Genomic DNA, 16,266 nt, shown 5'->3' on the forward strand with positions numbered 1-16,266 from the left:
AACAATTATAGGTGATTTGCATGTATGCGTGACTACGACATGGACGACTCAGCCAACGATCTGCGCGTCGGACTCGTCGGACTCGGAAGTCTCGGCATCCGGCTCGGACGTCAGTTCGAGGACGTATCGGATGCCGAGCTGGTCGCAGTAGCCGACGTCGACGAGGAGAACCTCGCCGAGGCAGCCGCCGAATTCGACGCGGTGACCGGTCAGTACACTCGTTACGAGACGATGATCGAGGAAGCGTCGCTCGACGCGGTGGCGATCGCCACGCCCAACGGACTTCACTACGAGCAGACGGTCGCCGCACTGGAGCACGATCTCCACGTGCTGTGTGAAAAGCCCCTTGCGACGACCGTCGAGGACGCCCGGGATCTCTACCAGCGCGATCAACAGACCGACCGAGTGGTGATGCTCGGCTACCAGCGGCATCTGAATCCCGCGTTCATTCGAGCACACGAGCGGTGGGCAGCCGGTGACGCTGAACCGACGTTCATCACCGGAGAGATCACCCACGACTGGCGTTCCTACTACGAAACCATGGATGACTGGCGGATGGATCCGAAACTGAGTGGCGGCGGCCACCTCCTGAACGTCGGTTCGCACATTATCGACGCGATCCTCTGGGTGACTGGTCTCGAACCGACGCGCGTCGACGCCACCGTCGTGTTCCACGATGATGATCAGGTGTTTGACACCCAGTCATCGATCACCATCGAGTTCGACAACGGCGCGGTCGCCAACGTCTCCGATACGGGTATCGTGGCGTGCACCCGTGAACACATCCATATCTGGGATGACGATGGAGCCGTGTATCTCGAAGGCCGGGATTGGAACGAACGCACTGGCTACACGATCGACGCCGAGGGCACCGAGCACGACCGCTCACTGGACTACCACGGCCGACAGACCAAAGCCGACGCGTTCGCCGAGGCAATCCACGACGGGACGACACCTCCCATCACGGTTCGGGACGCCTTCGAGACGACAGTCGTCACGATGGCAGCCTACGAATCGGGCCGCACCGGCGAACGGATCGATCTCACCGGTCGGTTTTCGCTGGCCGAGGAACGCTGATCAGTCCGGCTGAACCACCAACGTTTATTCCGATCGCCAGCCACCGTCTAACGGATGGAATCGTTCGAATCCGACGACGGACACGTGATCGTCCGTCTCGACCGCGGTGACAAGGCGCTCGAATCGATCGAGCGCGCCTGCACGGAACACGACATCGACACCGGTGCCGTCGTCACCGGTATCGGAACGTTCAGCACGTTACACATCCATTACGTCGACCGAACGGAACTGCCTGACGATCAGGCGGACCGCAACGTCGATCTCGAACTACAGGGTGCGTGGGAAGTCACTGACATCAACGGCATCATCGCGGACGGCGAGCCACACCTCCACGTAACTGCCTTCGACGGCGAACGAACCGTCGGTGGACACCTCGAAGCGGGCTGTGAGATCAACGTACTCGGCGAGGTGACGATCCGGAAGTTACCCGGACTGTCGCTCGAACGGCAGCCCGATGAGCGCGATGTGTCGCGGCTCACACGACGATAACGGTTATCGTCGCCACCAGATGACGCCATAACAGCTCAGTCCGACGAGCACCAGCCCACTCCCCCAGGCACCGAAGATCGCTGCCCAGACGCCCTCGTTGGCTCCCACATCGAGGAGCCACCCGGAGACAAACAACAACACGCCCGCTATCGCGACTTTCAACAGAACGGAGTCATCGATGGAGTTGATCACCGTCTGAAGCAGAGACGCCGGTTCCTGGCCTACATCTTGTGTGGAACTCATTACCACATTTATTTCGTTTCATCGTATAAATCTATTGGGGTTCTCCGATCGACTTCGGTGCTCGCATCGGAGCCCGTACACAGTCAGTGACGAGCGACTACCGTCGAAGGTGAACGAGACCAACCAGTCGATTCAATAGTGAAACTCGGTCCACGGACCGTCGATGAACGGGTACGATTCGAGGACACTGAGGTCGACATCGACACCGAGTCCCGGAGCATCCGGAACGGTCATGCGCCCGTTCTCGATGACTGGCTGCCCCTCGATGATGTCGAACGCGAGTTCGAACGGATACATACCGGGGTCGGTCTCCGTTTCGGCCAACGCTGGGTCGTCCTCGAACACCGGATATTCGAGCAGTTGTGCCTCGGGCGCGGCAGCGACGAGGTGGGCGTTGGCCTGCAATCCGAGCCACGTACCGAAGTTGTGAGGGACGAACTCGATATTCCGATCCACACAGAACTCGATGGCCGCCTGACAGCCGGTAAAGCCCTCGTGGTGACGAACGTCGCCTTGCAGGAAGTCGACTCCGGTTCGGCCGAGGGTGATCAGATCTGAAGGTGATTTTTCACTTTCTCCACCAGCCAGCGGCGCGCCGGTGTCGGCCAGCTCGACGTACCCCTCGTGGTCGTCGGGTTCGACCGGTTCCTCGATCCAGTAAACGCCCCGGTCGGCAGCATGTTCGACCAGCGCCCGAACGGTATCGCGCCCGTAGGAGTCCCGGAGCTTCCACCACGTGTGGACGTCGAGCATGAGTTCGATGTCGTCGACCGCTGTGGCCAGTAGCTCGACCGTCCGGCGGTCGGCATCGGGACCGATTCCGGGCCGGTACTTGTAACCGAAAAATCCGAGTTCTTCGAGCACAGTAGCTTGTTCGACGTATCCCTCCGGTTCCATATACATCCCGGCGCTCGCGTACAACGGCAGTTCGGTCGTCGGCTCGGTGTCCCACGCCGTGGCCAGTAGCTCGTAAATCGGCGCGCCGACTTCCTTCCCACGCAGATCGTACAGCGCAACGTCGATGGCCGAAATCGCTTCCGTCCGAAGACGACTGGGCAGGTCGGTTGCCCTGAGCAACTCGTGGGCGTCAGTGATCTCTTCGATCGATCGTCCTTCGAGCGCATCGGCAACAGTCGTCTCGACGACATCGGCGAACGTCCCGTGGGAATCACCCTCGAAATACTCACGCATCGCAGAACTCGAAGCTCCCGCCGTCGAAACCCCGCGACGACCGTCGCTCGTTTCGACGACGACGAGCACGACGTCCCGCTTGTGGAGCCGTCGCACACCACCGAAGAACGGCCGCTCCTGCACTGGATCGATCGGAGAGGACAACGCGTATCCGCTCACACTAACAATGTCCATACACAGGCTGTTTGTACTCAAGCGTATAAAACTTCAAGTGATCACGGTTAGAACGCCATGCGCACTCCGCCCCGGATCCGTTCCTGTGAGGCGAACACTGTTGGCACCTCAGTAGGGAGAGACGACTGTTGGGTGGGTGTGCAGGCCGGTGTCATATGGGGCGTTCTCAGAACGGGAACGAACTGTTCGGAATCTATCCGTTGTGTCGAACACAGACCATCTACGTTGCTTCATCGTCGTTCGGGTGAGCAGAGACAGCGCGTTTCTATCAAATCATTACATCAGTACGATTGTAATGCATTAGCCGTTCGTGCCGTTCGCCGTTCCCACGAAGGGAACATCATCGAGCCTGGTGCGATGGATTTGGGGCGAACCGAACGCTTTTACTGGCTGGTCGTGTCCTTTCGATAGAGTATGCTGAAAGAGGAGTTCAGAGGACTCAAAGAACAGATAGCAGGTGGAATCATTCCCGCGACAGCGAACCCGTGGACGCCCGAATACGAACTCGTCGTGGACGATCTCACTCGCCACGTCGAGCAGCTCGTCTCCGTTGACGGCATCAAAGCGGTCATCGCCAACGCCCACACCGGCGAAACGAAGATGCAAGACGAGGAGACCTACCGACAAGTCGTCAAAACCCATGTCGAAGCGGCAGGCGACACGCCCGTGTTCGCCGGCGTATACGGGGAAAGCTCCATCGAGGCCGCCAAACTGGCCCAGACGGCGAAAGAGGCCGGTGCTGACGGCGTCATGTTGCTCCCGCTCGACGTGTATTCACACCAGATCCCACAAGAGGCGATCAATCACTTCGAACACGTCGGTGAAACCGTCGACATGCCGCTGATCAACTTCCAGTTCCCGACGTGGGGGAGTTCAGGGCTACCAATCAGCGCACACGTCGAAATCTGTAAACTTCCGCACGTCATCGGGTTCAAGGAAGCCTCGTTCGACCCGATCCGCTACGACCGGACTATCCGCGCAGTCGATCACCTTCGGGACGACTGTACGATCATGACGGGAAACGACACGTTCCTCATGCACGCTTACCAGCTCGGGGCTGAAACCGGTCTCATCGGCTACGCGAACCTCGTTCCCGATCTCCACGTCGAGAAGATTCGGGCCGTCCACGACGACGACATGGAGCGTGCCCGCGAAATCCGACAGCAGTTGCTCCCTCTCACCAACCACATCTTTGGCGAACCGGAGGGACGCTACCGCGCCCGAACGAAAGCAGCGCTGAAGATGCAAGGGGTATTCGAGCACGACACCGTGTTACCTCCCCAAGAGCAGATCGATCCCGACGAACGCGAGCAGCTCCGGCAGATCCTCGACGATCTCGGTCGGTTGTAGGTCAAAACACCGACTCGTCCCGTCTACTGACTGTGGGGTATGATTCGCAAACGTATAGCCGTCCATGACTTCTCGGAGGTGACCGGAGTGCTTTAGTTCAGGTGGCGCTCTGAAACGAGAACGTGAATCGGACGTGGCAGTTGCTGAGTGCTACTTGGACGGAATCCACTACACGATCGCGGATGTGCTCGACGCCGACGGCCGCGCGGCTCCCACCGAAGGAAGTGACGCGATCTAGAGCGAAGCGAAGCCGACGGAACCACCGGACCGCAACCAACCGACGGTCGAGAACGATTATCTCATAGAGCATCCGACACGGTCATATTACCACATCATAATCAAATAGAAAATAACTTATTGATAGAAAATAATTTATGTCTGCCTATCATTGACACGGTGTGGTAGTATGAGACAAACACGACGGAGCTATCTGAAGGGAACAGCAGCATCGGTACTGATCGGCATGGGAATACTCGGTGGGGTTTCGGGATCAGCCACTGCGCAGGTCCGATCAGCGAGCAGTTCGCAGTTCGGTCTCGACGACGGGTTCGCGAACACATCGTGGCTTGAGGATGGTGTGGACGTGTACACGATCACCGAGCCGACGCGGGAGGCCGTCGAAGCGGCGTTCACGGCGAGCGGATCGCGAGTAGTCGTCTTCGAGACCAGCGGGACGATCGATCTTGGTGGCGAGACGTTGGCGATCACGGAAGACAACTGTTGGGTGGCGGGCCAGACCGCACCCTCGCCGGGGATTACCTTCACCCAGGGAATGGTGCAGATCGACGCCAACAACTGCGTCGTCCAACACGTTCGCTCGCGGATCGGACCGGGTGACGACGGGTCGATCCAAGGTAACGACGCGATCAACACCCAAGACGACACTCAAAACAACGTTATCGATCACTGCACGGCCTCGTGGGGGGTCGATGAGTGTCTCTCGGTGGGCTACGACACACAAGACACGACCGTTACCAACTGTTTGATTTATGAAGGGCTCTGGGACCCCTACGGCGACGGAGCCGACCACAACTACGGCACACTCATCGGTGACGGTGCCTCGAACGTCACGTTCGCCGGCAACGTCTGGGCCAAAATCCGCGGGCGAGTCCCACGGCTCAAAAGCGACACCGAGACGGTCATCGTCAACAACCTTGCGTACTTCTTCGATTATGCGGCCACCGCCGACAGCTCTGCTGTGACGAGTTTCGTCGGCAACGCCTACACCGGGCCCCTCGACACCGGCAACCCCGTCTTCGAGGGCAGCCCCACGGCTTACCACACCGACAACTACGCCGCCGACCCGTCGCTCGACGATGATACCGACTTCGCCGAACCCGACAGCGAGGGCGCGCCACCACTGTGGCCCAGCGGTCTCAGCGAAATCCCTGCCGCTGATGTCGAGAGCCACAACCTCGGAACGGCTGGCGCACGACCGGCCGACCGGACCGCCAACGACCAGCGTATCATTCAGGAAATCACCGACCGAGCGGGCAACGATCGTCTTGACAGTCCCTACGACTACTGGGTCGGCCATCACGACGAAGTTGGTGGCTACCCCGACCTGCCGGTGAACACTCATTCGCTCGACGTCCCCGACAGCGGCCTGCGCGACTGGCTCGGCGGATGGGCACAAGCCGTCGAAGAGGGTGGTTCCCCGCCCGACAACGGTGGCGGCGGTGGTCCGATCTCGACGGGGACCTACGAGATCACGAACGCCAACAGCGGTCAGTTGCTTGAGGTTGCCAACGCTTCGACTGAAGACGGCGCGAACGTCCAGCAGTGGCCCGCGAACGGACACTCGACACAGCAGTGGTACGTCGAGGAGGTCACGAACGGCGAGTACCGACTGGTGAACGAAAACAGCGGTCAGTTGCTCGAGGTTGCCACCGCGTCGACCGAAGACGGCGCGAACGTTCGCCAATACTCGGACACCGGCTGCGCCTGTCAGCGATGGTATATAAACGACGAGGGCGGCGTGTACACGCTTGAGGCCGTTCACAGCAACAAGCTCGCCGACGTCGATGGCGCTTCGACCAGCAACGGCGCGAACGTCCTCCAGTGGCCGGACAACGGCAGTGAAAACCAGCGTTGGACGTTCGAGTCGATATAATAGAAGAGAACTGATATAGACGGCAAATCAGGACTGAAGAACCCACAGCACAGTCACGGTTTCGCGGACGATCACCGACGTTCCCGTCCGCACAGGGGCCGGGCGACCGGAAGGCAAGTGAACGGCAAGGCTTTCGGCGCGTATCATCCGCGCCGTTATCGCAACGAAAACCGTACCATGATCTCGTCATCCCAGTATCCGAAATTCGTTCGGGTCGGGCGTCTATCGGATCAATGATCACTAGCCGACCGAGAGCGACGAGCATCGGTACAGCCAGCTCCCACCACATCGATTGGAGGGGTCGATGCCGACTCAGTCCGATCTTGCACGCCGTTTGGCCCGGGGTTGTTCGACCGTGACGGCGTGAGCTCGAAGCCAACTTCGTAAGGTATCCGTCGGTACGTGCAGTTCTCGGGTGTTCACATCGAGAGCAGGATAGCCGCCGACTTCCGCTTGACTGTCGATGATGCTCCCGGTGCTGGCGCGTACGTCCTCGACGATGCGCCGGTCGTGGTACGTTCGGTCGGCAGGACGCGCACCCACGTACGCCGACTGGTGGTCGACGACTGCTCCAGAGGGGAGTAACTCCAGTCCCGCCGGCCACAACGGTCGCTCATCGAGACGTTTGTCGACCGCCGCCGGCGTCCCCGGTGCCATGTAGTTGCCGTCGTAGTGGACGTGGCCGAACTGGATGAAGTGAGAGCCGATTCTAAGATACGCGTTATTTTCAACCACAGAGCGCGCAGGTACATCGCTCCCAGGACCCGGCCCACCGAAGCTCGTAATCCAGTCCGTCGCGTGATAGATGACGTTGTTCGCGATGACGCTCGTCGTCCCACCCTTGGGCGCGGGATTTCGTCCTGTGTTGTGTGCCCAGACGTTCCCAACCAACGTGACGTTCGTGGCCAGATCGCCGACGAGCGTCCCGTATCCGTGTTCGCCCTTGGTATGGGTCGCGTCGTTGAGCCCTTCGGCAATGATACAGTTCGACACCGTCGTATCCTCCGTCCGGTAGCCGACCGAGAGCGTCTCGTCGACAGCCCAACTGGTCGAACAGTGATCGATGACGTTGTTTTTCGTATCATCACCAGTGTGCATCGCGTCCGGCTCCCAGCCGCTTCCCGGTTCCGCATCGGCATCACCCGGCCTGACGCGGAGATGCTGAACGACGCAGTCGTCGGCTTCAACGTAGAGACCGCCCCGAACGAGTGTGATACCCGGCGTCGGAGCCGTCTGTCCGGCGATCCAGCACTTGTTGTTGCTGATCTCCAGCGACTTCATCTCGAGGTCGATCGTCCCACTCGTTTCGAAAACGATCACGCGAGGACCGTCCCGGTCGATGGCGGCTGCCAACGGCTCACGCGCTGGCTCGGATACTTTGAGCACCTCGACATCATCATCTTCGAGCCACGGAGCCGGATCCGCGAACCCGACAGTAGGATCGAAATGTGATCCTGCCCCGGATTCATCGTTTGTCACTGTCGTTTCTGCCGCCGTTCTGCCCGCGAATATCCCGGCCACGCCACTACCACCCACTCCAATCGTACGAAGGAACGTGCGTCTATCGAATAACATGCAATTATGATATTATAAATCATATTCTATAATATAATAGTTTCGGTTAAATAGTACTATAAGACGTCTAGTTACAATCCGTTACTACATCCATCGTACTGTAGCCATCGAACGCTTGGTACAGTACTCAGTACAGTAGTGGGCAAACAGCGGGCAGTGTTAGCAGTACTGCCGAATCACGCGCCGTGAAACCGACCGACTGTATCGTCAGCGTTTGGAGCGAAACGGTGGGGTTGGGATCACACATGGGTGGCGATTTCGTTCGATACCGCGGATAGCCACTGCCGGCGGGGACAACGGGTAAGTCGGTCGGACGGATGTATGGGGATAGAGTGATGACAGCACATTCGGCGTTTCAACAGCGTCTCACGCGACTCCTTCGTACCTCCTCACGCGAGTACGGATACGATGGAGAGACAGGGGAAGCGTTCACGTCTTGGCAAGACACGATCCGACAGGAACTGACAGGAGCACTCGGGTTTCCTGCGGTTCGAGCGGGTGGAACGTGTGAACTGGACCCGGAACGCCTTGAGACCACCGAAAATGACGGCTACGAGCGCCAGTACTGGCGCATTCGAACGGAGACTGGAGTTCGTGTTCCGTTCTATCTGCTCGTGCCCGACGACGAAGAGCCACCGTATCCCGTGGTACTCACGATCCACGGACACTGTGAGGAGGGAAAAGCGCTGACCGTCGGTGCCATCAACGACGATCGATCGGAGATCACTGAGGAACGACGTGATTTCGCTCGTCAAGCCGTCCAACGAGGATACGCAGCGCTTGCTCCGGACATGCGAGGGTTCGGTGAGCTGGCAGGTCCGGAACCCGATCCGGAGGGCTATCGGTCGTGTACACGGCTGCAAAAGACCGCCCAACTGTTCGATCGAACGCTGGCGGGCGAACGGACGTGGGACGTCCTACAGCTCGTCGATTTCATCGAGCACGAACCGACGCTAAACGCCGATCGGATCGGGATCACGGGACACTCCGGTGGAGCGGCGGTATCACTGTTCGCGGCGGCCGTGGACGACCGGCTGGCTCCCGTCGTGTTGAATGCGTATTTCTGCACGTTCGAGGATTCGATCGTTGCCATCGACCATTGTGAATGCAACTACGTTCCCGGGCTGCTTCGCCTCGGTGAGATGTGGGATATCGCCGGTGCGATCGTTCCCCGGCCGGTGGCCGTCGTCACCGGCGACGAGGATCCGATCTTTCCGGTCGATGGAACGAGACGCGCGTTCTCTCGGCTACAGGCAATCTATCGCAACGACGGCGTGGAGGACGTGTGTGAGCTGTCCGTCGGCTCCGGAACACATCGGTACTATCCGGGTCACGTGTGGCCGGTCATCGAAACGCACCTGTGATCAGTGGCGTCGAGCCGGTCACGCACGATCGGATGTGACCGTCGATCACCCCTTGTATCGAAGCGTACCCTCTTCGAGTTTCAACGAGATGTACATCGCGTCGTCGACCCCGGAGACGATCGTCTCCGGGACGTTTTTGAACTCGAAGTTCGCCGTGTTGAGGGCACCAGCGTCCTGTTCGTACAACGCCTCGTATTCGGGCAGCGTCTGATTCCACCACCACGTCAGCTCTTTGTGATACTGTTGGTCGTCGGTCGCCATCCACTGATTGATGTGGTCGGCGATGTTGATCGTTTTCGTGCCACTGGACCCGTCTGGATCTCCGACGGGCATCGGAATCTCGGTTTCGGGTTGGTAGTTCGTGAGCGACTGGATCCAGTCGACAACCAGTCCGGGCGACCACATGGCGATGGCCCCGTTCGCCGAAGAGCCGTCGGGAATGATGTCGTACTCCCCGTTCTGTCGGCGAGCGTCGAGCGTCGCGTCGTCGACGTTCTCGGCGTTGACGGCGATCCCGAAGTCTTTGAGATTCTGAATGAGCACCTGAAGGTGTTGGTGTTCGGAGGGGTTCAGAATATTGATCTCGAAACGCTCGCCGTTCGGTGTCAGCCACTCGCCGTTGTCGCGCTCGTACTCCTCCCGTCGAAGCAACTCCGTCGCGCGTTCCGTGTCGTTTTGCCCGTACTGTGGAAAGTCCTTGATCCATTCGGTGGACGGGTGCTCTCCCTCTTCGATGATCGGTGCAGGGACCCGACACGGTGGCCCATCGAACAGCTTCTTGACGCCTTGCAACAGTCCTTTCGTCTGTTGTTTATCGTATATGTGACAAATGGCCTTACGGACGTTTACGTTTTGGACCGCGGGATCGTATCCTTCGACACCGTGGCCGTTGTTGAAACAGAACAGCGAGTTCGCCGTCCGCTTTTTCCGGTACAACGAATGGGTATCCGGGAGCTTGTTCCGTTGGTTCTCTGGAATCGGGTAGTCGCCGGGAACGGCATCGACGATCCCGTTCACGTACGGTTGGACGCGTTCGGAAACGTCGCCAGGAACCCACAGCTCGAACTCGTCGAAGTTGATATCCCCGGCACGAGGATGGTCCTCATATTTTTTCATGAGAACGGTGTCGTCGCCGACCTCCGCGACCTGGAACGGACCCTGACCGATCCCCTCGTCGATGGTCGGGTAGCTCGTGGTCGTCACCTCCTCGATGACGCTGTCCAACTCATCACCCTCCGAGTTCAGCAATCGGTCGTGCCACTCGCTCCACTGGTCATCGTCGTGTTTGGTGAAGATCCCGCGACCGATATCCCCGTGATAGTAGGCGATCGTGTTCTGAACGGCAAATATCTCCGACAGTTCCGTGTTCAGCTGGATCCGGAGGAAGTAATCGTCGACGACCTCGATCGATTCCATCGGGGTGGAACTGCTACCGTCGCCAGCCGACGTGATCGCCATCTCTATCTCCCACTGCATCGCCCAGTCCTGAGCAACGACGGGATCACCGTTGTGCCACGTCCACTGATCGCTGAGTTCGGTTTCCAGCGTCGTCTTATCGGGCATCGTCCAGTTGTTAGCGATGATCGGGAACGATTCGTTGGTAGCCGGCGAGTGGACCGCAAGGCGATCGAAGACGTTCGCTCCCGGATGCCACGCGGCGGTCTGTGTGGGGTTCCACGGATTGAAGTGACGCTGTGAGGGTGGATCACCCACGGGATCGAAGTAGGTGAACCTCGATGTGTTACCACCGTTCGAGCTGTTGTCACTACTACAACCCGCGATCAAGGCTACTCCACCGGCCACACCAGCTTTGAGAACGTCTCGTCTGGTCGGGACGCTACCGTGCCTATCGGTAGAATTCGGCATACCACTCAATTGATAATGGACCTATATATAATTAATCATCGATTGCAAGATATAGAATGAGAAACAAACGGTAATCACGCCGGGCGGTGGACTGGATCAGTCGCCGTCGGTGGCGATCGGTTCGCTGTCCCAGTAGTCGTGGTCGTCGAGGGCGCGGAAACACGTCACCTCGTGTAACTCGCCCGAGACGTGATACTCCTCTGGACGCTCGGTTCGACAGCAGTCCCGAGCCTCCGGACAGCGAGTGTGATACCGACAGCCGGTCGGTGGATTTGTCGGATCAGGGACATCGATCGTGCGAACCGGTGCCTCGTCCGCTTTCGCCTCGCTTGCGTCGAGTTCCGGCGTCGCCCAGCGTAAGGCTTCGGTGTAGGGGTGTTGGGGATCGTGGATGATCCGTTCGGCCGGGCCGATCTCGACGAGTTCACCGAGGTAGACGACGCCGATCCGGCCGCCGGTTTTCTCGGCGATGTACCGAGCGTTCGAAAGATCGTGTGAGACGAACAGATACGACGTGTCGAAGGTGTCCTGTAGCTCTATCATGAGATCCATCATTTCGACCCGAAGCGACACGTCGAGCGCGCTCACTGGCTCGTCCGCGAGGATGACCTCGGGATTCATCAACATTGCTCGAATGAGAGCAACGCGCTGTTGCTCACCGCCCGACAACTGGTGAGGATACCGTTCGATGTAGTCTTCGGGCGGTGTCATCCCGACGTGTTCGAGGAGGCTCAGGAGACGTTGCTGTCGATCATTCCCGTCCAGATCGTCGTTCCACCGCTTGAGTGGCTCTTCGAGGGACTGACGGATCCGGCGATGAGGATTCAGGGCACTGCCGGGATCTTGATGGACGATCTGGAGTGAACGACGGATCTCCGCCCACGTCACCGCCTCGCTTCCGTTGGCTTTGACGTCCCAGATGTCGTGTCCCCGATACTGGACGCTACCGCCAGTCGGCTCTTGTAGCCCGACCGCAGACTTGCCGAGCGTCGTCTTGCCACAGCCGGATTCACCGACGAGAACGATCACGTCGTTCTCATACACGTCAAGGGAGATCCCATCGACCGCTTTGACGACGTCCGGTTCGGAGAAGATGTCGAAGAACCCACTTTCCTTCTCGAAGTGGATCTCGACGTCATCGAGCGAGACGACGGGCGTGTCGGATCGGTCCACCGACGTTCGACTAGATGCGTTCGTCTCTGCCATCCCGATCATATCCGCTGATCCCGCCTGACTCTCGGTTTTCATCGGGATCGTGTCGATCGCGTCCTCCCAGTAGTGACAGTGAACGTGGTGTTCTCCGTTGACGGGGTATGGACCCGGTGCGTCGGTCTCACACCGCTCGTCACCGACCGGACAGCGGGGATGGAACGAACAGCCCGATGGGACGCTCACCGGGTCTGGAGCACTCCCCTCGATCGGCCGCATCGATTCGATCGGCGATGAGAGGTGGGGTGTGGATTTGAGAAGCAATCGTGTGTAGGGATGGGACGGTGCTCTGAGAACCTCGTCCGTGGGTCCGAGTTCGACGAACTCGAAGGCGTACAACACCCCGACACGGTCCGCGATGTCGGCGACCAGCGGGAGATCGTGCGTGATGAAAACGATCGTTAGATCGTACTGCGCTTTGATCTCCTGTAGCAGTCCGATGATCGAACGCTGCATCAGTAGATCCAACGCGGCAGTCGGCTCGTCCATCACCAACACCTCCGGTTCGAGGACGAGGCTCAGTGCGATCAGTGCGCGCTGTTTCATTCCCCCTGACAGCTCGTGCGGGTACGAATCCAACACTCGATCGGGATCGAGATAGAGATCCTCGAGGACCCCTCGTGTTCGTCGCATCCCGTCTTCGATGTCGTAATCGTGTGCGTTCAGGGTTTCAACGAAATGAGTGCGGATCTTTCTGACGGGATTGAACGAACTCATCGCTCCCTGGAACACCATCGAGATTTCCGCCCAGCGAAACGCCTGCAGTTCGTTCGAATCGAGGTCGAGCACGTCGACAGGAGCACCGTCATCGGGATAGTAGGTGATCTCACCCGTGAGCAGCCCTGGATCGACGACCGCATCCAACAGTGCCGAGGCGAGCATCGATTTCCCGCTGCCGCTCTCGCCGACGATGCTCAAAACCTCGTTGCGCTTGATATCGAGATCGACATCGTCGAGGACGCGCGATTGGCCCCGATCCATGTCGAACGTGACGGACGCGTTCCGGACTTCTACGATCGTTTCGTCAGTCGTGTGGCTTCGTTCGTGGTCGGTTTCTGAGACAGTCATGGATCAGACAACGTCATTGACGTTCATGTCATCCTCGTTCTTTTTTGATTCGAGTCCACCGTTTTCGGCCGCCGTCCGTTCGTGGCGTGCGCGGACACGGGGGTTGAACACACGGTCAAGCGACTGACCGAGTAGGATCAGACCGACCGAGATGCCCACGATCGCAATCATCGGTACCAAAAACCAATGAAGTGCCTCAGCCGTGAGGTAGGCATTTTTCGCGTAGGCCTGATTCAGCATGACCCCCCAGTTCAAACTGGAGGACTTGAACGGGAGGATTGCGAGGAAGTACAGCGCAACCGCCTCGAAGATGACTCGCCGCGCGGCGTTCGTGAGGTTGATCACGACGTACGGCATCAGATGCGGGATGATCTCCTTGAAGACGATCCGGTGGGTCGGGATCCCCATTCCGCGGGCCGCTTCGACGAACGCCTCGTGACGGATAGTGAGCACTTGCGATCGGATCGCCCTCGCAAGGCCTCCCCATGCGCCGACGCTCAACAGGATACCAACCATGTACGGGTTCCCACCGATCGGCAACAGTGCGGCCAGAATCATCACAAGCGGGAAGCCGGGCAGATTGATGAACACGTCAGTGATCGAACTCAGTATCGTATCGACGATACCACCCTTGTATCCGGCCAGCGCACCGACGATCGTCCCGAAGCCGACGGTGAACAGCGCGCCCGACGTTATCATCTTGAGGATCGTGGTGGTGGAGTGGACCGTCTGTGACAGCAGATCGCGTCCCATGTTGTCGGTTCCGAGCGGATACGCCCAGTTCTCGAACGGTTGGACCAGCGCTGGCCCTTCGGTGACCTCCGTCGGTTCGATCAGCAACGGACCGACGAGTCCCATCAGAAGATAGAACAGGACGAGCGTGAAGCCGATCCGCGCCCGCCAGTCGCGCCAGACGATGGCGACCGGTGCGTGGACGTAGGCGTCGTAGAGTTTGCGGTACCGGTCCCGGCGCGATTCCTCGTACTCCGAGACGATCTCGAACGGTGAACTCACGTTTCCGCCGTCGGTTCTCACGTCTCGATCAGTCGTCTGTGGATCGTTCCTCATCGGTTCCCCTCCGATCCAGCCGAGTCGGTCGGCTGAACACGTTCCATGGTCTGGCTCATTGTCATTCGTTTTTGGTGTACGATACAGGAGTGGTCAGTACGTCTCATTCGTCTGCCCTCCAGCGCGTGGATCAACGAACGAATACGTTAGGTCAGCTATCAGTAAAGCAAGGACGACCGCGACAGTAAGGATCGTGAACATCCCCATCATCAGCGGATAGTCGCGCTGATACGTCGCCGACAGCATGTACCACCCGAGCCCTCGATAGGAGAACACCTGTTCGAGGACGACTGATCCGCCGAACATCTCGCCGAGACTGATCAGGAACGCCGTGTACATCGGGAGTACAGCGTTACGAGCGACGTACTGGGTCGAGATCGTTATGTCGGAGAGACCGCGGAGTCGTGCTACCCGAAGATAGTTCTCACCGAGAACACGAATGCTGTTTCCACGCATCCCGAGCGAGGCGACGCCGGACGCAACCAGCATGGATAGAACCGGTAACGCGGCGTGGCGAAGGATGCCACTGATGTACGCCCAACTGAATCCGGGCGCCACACCCGTGGGTTGTCGCCCGCTTGTGGGGAAGATACCCCAGCGATAGGCGAAAAAGATCAACAACAAGAGCGCCAGTACGTAGTATGGAGTTGATCCCATCAGAATCGCCCACGAGGTGAGTCCGACGTCCAGTTTGCTTCCTTCCCAGTATGCCATCAACGCACCGATGATAACACCCATAAAGAAACTAATGAAAAGCGACCAACTCAGTACGAACAACGTCCACGGTAGGGATCGCGCGATGATATCGACGACCGGTTCGGAATAGTACATCGAGATCCCAAGGTTTCCCTGGAGCATGTTACCCATATAATCGAGGTAAGCGTACGGAATCGGTTTGTTCGGATCGACGCTCAATCGAAGTTCGACGAGGTGTCGGGCCCGAGCTGGATTGACCCCCTGCTGGATCAGCTGTTGAACCATCGCGCCCATCGGATTACCCGGCAACAGTCGCACCAGAGCGAACGTCAGGGTGAGAACCACCCACAATGTAAACACTGTTTGGCCGATACGTCGTGTTCGCCAGCCTATATTCACCATAGTATCGTTACACGTATCCGTTGCGTTTCGACTACTTAAATCCAGCGGGAGTCTCGCGTACAACGTAACGATGGAACGTAGGCGCGGGTGAGTATCGAACGACCAGCGAGAATACAAAAAGGGTTATCGACCTACGAACGGTGTTCAATGCGGGCGTTTCGGTGTCGAGCTTACACCGGATCCCAGCCGGTGTAGAGCACCGTTACGCTCATCATGAGTGTAAGAACAGTCGGAAGAAGTGTGAGGAGTGCGACGACGTACGATCCAGTACCTGGCTCGACGTAGAGAAACGAGAATCCGAGTAACAACAAAAACAACACATCGATCCCGAGAACGACTCTCGATATGGACTGCGCCAATCCCATGATTGGAGGCACGGCT

At 58.7% G+C, this 16,266-nt stretch carries 14 protein-coding genes; 5 read left to right on the forward strand and 9 right to left on the reverse strand.

Features of this window, described 5'->3' with window-relative positions:
* Window positions 1–24 precede the first annotated feature (24 nt).
* Together MW046_RS14875 and MW046_RS14880 are read left to right on the forward strand one after the other, a co-directional pair.
* On the forward strand, window positions 25–1,077 hold the full coding sequence (locus tag MW046_RS14875; protein WP_247994946.1) for a Gfo/Idh/MocA family protein: 1,053 nt from the start codon (window positions 25–27) through the stop codon (window positions 1,075–1,077).
* A 54-nt stretch (window positions 1,078–1,131) separates the two neighbouring features.
* Window positions 1,132–1,566: a PPC domain-containing DNA-binding protein gene (locus MW046_RS14880; RefSeq protein ID WP_247994947.1), complete on the forward strand. Its 435-nt coding sequence runs from the start codon at window positions 1,132–1,134 to the stop codon at window positions 1,564–1,566.
* Between the two features lie 3 nt (window positions 1,567–1,569).
* On the opposite strand, the gene MW046_RS14885 is transcribed toward MW046_RS14880, so the two are convergent.
* Both MW046_RS14885 and MW046_RS14890 read right to left on the reverse strand, forming a co-directional pair.
* Window positions 1,570–1,809, reverse strand: coding sequence for a hypothetical protein (locus MW046_RS14885; protein WP_247994948.1), 240 nt, complete (start codon window positions 1,807–1,809; stop codon window positions 1,570–1,572).
* 132 nt (window positions 1,810–1,941) lie between these two features.
* Window positions 1,942–3,174 carry a mandelate racemase/muconate lactonizing enzyme family protein gene (locus MW046_RS14890; protein ID WP_247994949.1) on the reverse strand — a complete coding sequence of 411 codons (1,233 nt, stop codon included), beginning with the start codon at window positions 3,172–3,174 and terminating at the stop codon, window positions 1,942–1,944.
* A gap of 414 nt (window positions 3,175–3,588) precedes the next feature.
* Between MW046_RS14890 and MW046_RS14895 the strand changes: the two genes are divergently transcribed.
* Window positions 3,589–4,524: a dihydrodipicolinate synthase family protein gene (locus tag MW046_RS14895; RefSeq protein ID WP_247994950.1), complete on the forward strand. Its 936-nt coding sequence runs from the start codon at window positions 3,589–3,591 to the stop codon at window positions 4,522–4,524.
* A 97-nt stretch (window positions 4,525–4,621) separates the two neighbouring features.
* Here the strand turns inward: MW046_RS14895 and MW046_RS14900 are convergent, their stop codons facing one another.
* Window positions 4,622–4,834, reverse strand: coding sequence for a hypothetical protein (locus MW046_RS14900; protein WP_247994951.1), 213 nt, complete (start codon window positions 4,832–4,834; stop codon window positions 4,622–4,624).
* 153 nt (window positions 4,835–4,987) lie between these two features.
* Between MW046_RS14900 and MW046_RS14905 the strand changes: the two genes are divergently transcribed.
* Window positions 4,988–6,637: an RICIN domain-containing protein gene (locus MW046_RS14905; RefSeq protein WP_247995236.1), complete on the forward strand. Its 1,650-nt coding sequence runs from the start codon at window positions 4,988–4,990 to the stop codon at window positions 6,635–6,637.
* Window positions 6,638–6,949: 312 nt separating this feature from the next.
* Here the strand turns inward: MW046_RS14905 and MW046_RS14910 are convergent, their stop codons facing one another.
* Window positions 6,950–8,158 (reverse strand): pectate lyase family protein, encoded by a 1,209-nt coding sequence (locus MW046_RS14910; RefSeq protein WP_247994952.1) that lies wholly within the window; start codon window positions 8,156–8,158, stop codon window positions 6,950–6,952.
* Window positions 8,159–8,547: 389 nt separating this feature from the next.
* On the opposite strand from MW046_RS14910, the gene MW046_RS14915 reads away from it, so the two are divergent.
* Window positions 8,548–9,576, forward strand: a complete 1,029-nt coding sequence (locus tag MW046_RS14915) for an alpha/beta hydrolase family protein (RefSeq protein WP_247994953.1) — start codon at window positions 8,548–8,550, stop codon at window positions 9,574–9,576.
* Between the two features lie 45 nt (window positions 9,577–9,621).
* On the opposite strand, the gene MW046_RS14920 is transcribed toward MW046_RS14915, so the two are convergent.
* The 5 genes from MW046_RS14920 to MW046_RS14940 form a co-directional block, all read right to left on the reverse strand.
* Window positions 9,622–11,442: an ABC transporter substrate-binding protein gene (locus MW046_RS14920; RefSeq protein ID WP_247994954.1), complete on the reverse strand. Its 1,821-nt coding sequence runs from the start codon at window positions 11,440–11,442 to the stop codon at window positions 9,622–9,624.
* Window positions 11,443–11,538: 96 nt separating this feature from the next.
* Window positions 11,539–13,719: an ABC transporter ATP-binding protein gene (locus tag MW046_RS14925; protein ID WP_247994955.1), complete on the reverse strand. Its 2,181-nt coding sequence runs from the start codon at window positions 13,717–13,719 to the stop codon at window positions 11,539–11,541.
* Between the two features lie 3 nt (window positions 13,720–13,722).
* Complete coding sequence (locus tag MW046_RS14930; protein ID WP_247994956.1) at window positions 13,723–14,787, reverse strand: ABC transporter permease; 1,065 nt, start codon at window positions 14,785–14,787, stop codon at window positions 13,723–13,725.
* A 93-nt stretch (window positions 14,788–14,880) separates the two neighbouring features.
* Window positions 14,881–15,885, reverse strand: coding sequence for an ABC transporter permease (locus MW046_RS14935; protein ID WP_247994957.1), 1,005 nt, complete (start codon window positions 15,883–15,885; stop codon window positions 14,881–14,883).
* A 170-nt stretch (window positions 15,886–16,055) separates the two neighbouring features.
* Window positions 16,056–16,250: a hypothetical protein gene (locus MW046_RS14940; RefSeq protein WP_247994958.1), complete on the reverse strand. Its 195-nt coding sequence runs from the start codon at window positions 16,248–16,250 to the stop codon at window positions 16,056–16,058.
* Between the last annotated feature and the right edge of the window lie 16 nt (window positions 16,251–16,266).

The sequence above is a fragment of the Halocatena salina genome, from assembly GCF_023115355.1.
GTDB classification, from domain to species: domain Archaea; phylum Halobacteriota; class Halobacteria; order Halobacteriales; family Haloarculaceae; genus Halocatena; species Halocatena salina.